Annotated in this window: 1 protein-coding gene; it reads left to right on the top strand. The window is 34.0% G+C overall.

The genetic code is table 11. From position 1 onward, the window contains the following. Positions 1–256 precede the first annotated feature (256 nt). Positions 257–1,252 carry a hypothetical protein gene (locus tag ES674_RS15300; RefSeq protein ID WP_148405520.1) on the top strand — a complete coding sequence of 332 codons (996 nt, stop codon included), beginning with the start codon at positions 257–259 and terminating at the stop codon, positions 1,250–1,252. Positions 1,253–1,576 lie beyond the last annotated feature (324 nt).

Here is a 1,576-nt window from a genome sequence, read left to right as displayed (position 1 = left end):
CAGCTACGTTTGTGGATGTCGATTCCAATGTATAACTTTGGTTGAGCAGTTTGTTCAGTTTTCATATCTTATTGTTTTGGTGAACTTTAAAGATACTGGACTTTCTGCTTTTTCATGGATGCTATAAGCTATGGCTTGGTCTGTCCTCACTTGGAAAATCCTGCGGATTTTCCAAAGCCAGTTTTTATTTGGAGAGGTTCGTGCTAAAACACGCCACAGCTCATATACATAAACGTTACCCACCATTTAAAAAAAAATGAGAATACTAACAAACATCTTGATATTATTGATTTCAGTTTCTGTTTTCGGACAGACAACACGTGAAATAAAACTAAACGAAACTCTTTTAAAAAATCTTGAGAAAAATACGATTGATATAACCGACAAAACCTATCTGTACATAAATGACGGAAATTCTAACGAACTTTTCTATTATGCTTTAAAACCTAAAGGCAAAATCAAGGGAACTCTTATTCTATTACCGCCAACTGCACAAAATATAGAAGATGTAATTAATAACAACATCACATTATCCGAGCTTGCATTCGAGAAAGGTATTTTATTGATTATCCCTTCGATTAATTACAACCTCTATCTTGATGAAATTACAATGACATTTTTAAATACTACTTTCAAAAAAGCTATATCTAAATATCAAGCACCAAAAGACCAAATAATAATAGGAGGTTTCTCATTGGGAGGAATGAACGCAATACGTTATGTAGAAATCTCAAAAGAAAATCCCGATTTAACAACCATTGAACCTATTGCGGTTTATGGAATAGACCCACCATTAGATTGGACAAGAATTTACTATTCATTTCAACGTACAAAGGATTTAAACTTTTCGGAACCAGCAGTTAACGAGGCAAAGGACTATTTAGCCAAACTTAATGAGCAATTCGGAGGTTCACCAGATAATGTGCCAAATATCTACATCAAACATTCGATGTATTCAAAGACAGTAAAAAATGGAGGGAATTCGAAATTTCTAATTGATGTACCGATTAGAATTTATTCTGACCCAGATATTGATTGGCATTTAAAAGAAAGACAAACGGATTTTTATGATATTAATGCGTTAGACCAAACAGCGATGATTAATCAATTAAGCATTTTGGGAAATGAAAATGCAGAATTCATTAACGCATTAGGAAAAGGATATCGTCTAAACGGAATTAGACATCCACACTCTTGGTCAATTGCCGAACCGAATGAATTAATGGAATGGATAATTGACAAACTGGAATAAAAACGGTGGGTAACAACGTATATAAAAAATAGCGCGAGTCGTTGCTAACAGGAAGGTTCGGGCATTTTTAGGAAGTCGCCAAATTTTGAAATTTGACAAATTCCCAAAAATAAAATAATTAGTAAAATTTAAAAATTCGGCTTGTGTTTCATCCGAAAAGTTATCGCTTATTTTCAGCGCTACTTTCCATATACAAGAACGTTGGCAACCATTGCTACACGGTAAAAAATTCTAAAAAAAAGATCTCACTCTATTCTTCCGATTTATCACTGTTACGGAACATCTCGTGCTTCCGATTTACCACTGTTGCGCTCAATTCTGTCG

This window comes from Bizionia myxarmorum (assembly GCF_008086205.1).
Lineage (GTDB): Bacteria > Bacteroidota > Bacteroidia > Flavobacteriales > Flavobacteriaceae > Algorimicrobium > Algorimicrobium myxarmorum.
The sequence above is the reverse complement of the archived record's forward strand: the minus strand, read 5'-3'. Positions and strand labels throughout refer to the sequence as shown.

What these genes read in the sequence shown, in the direction of transcription:
- ES674_RS15300 (WP_148405520.1), top strand. Translation starts at nt 257, where the DNA reads ATGAGAATACTAACAAACATCTTGATATTATTGATTTCAGTTTCTGTT.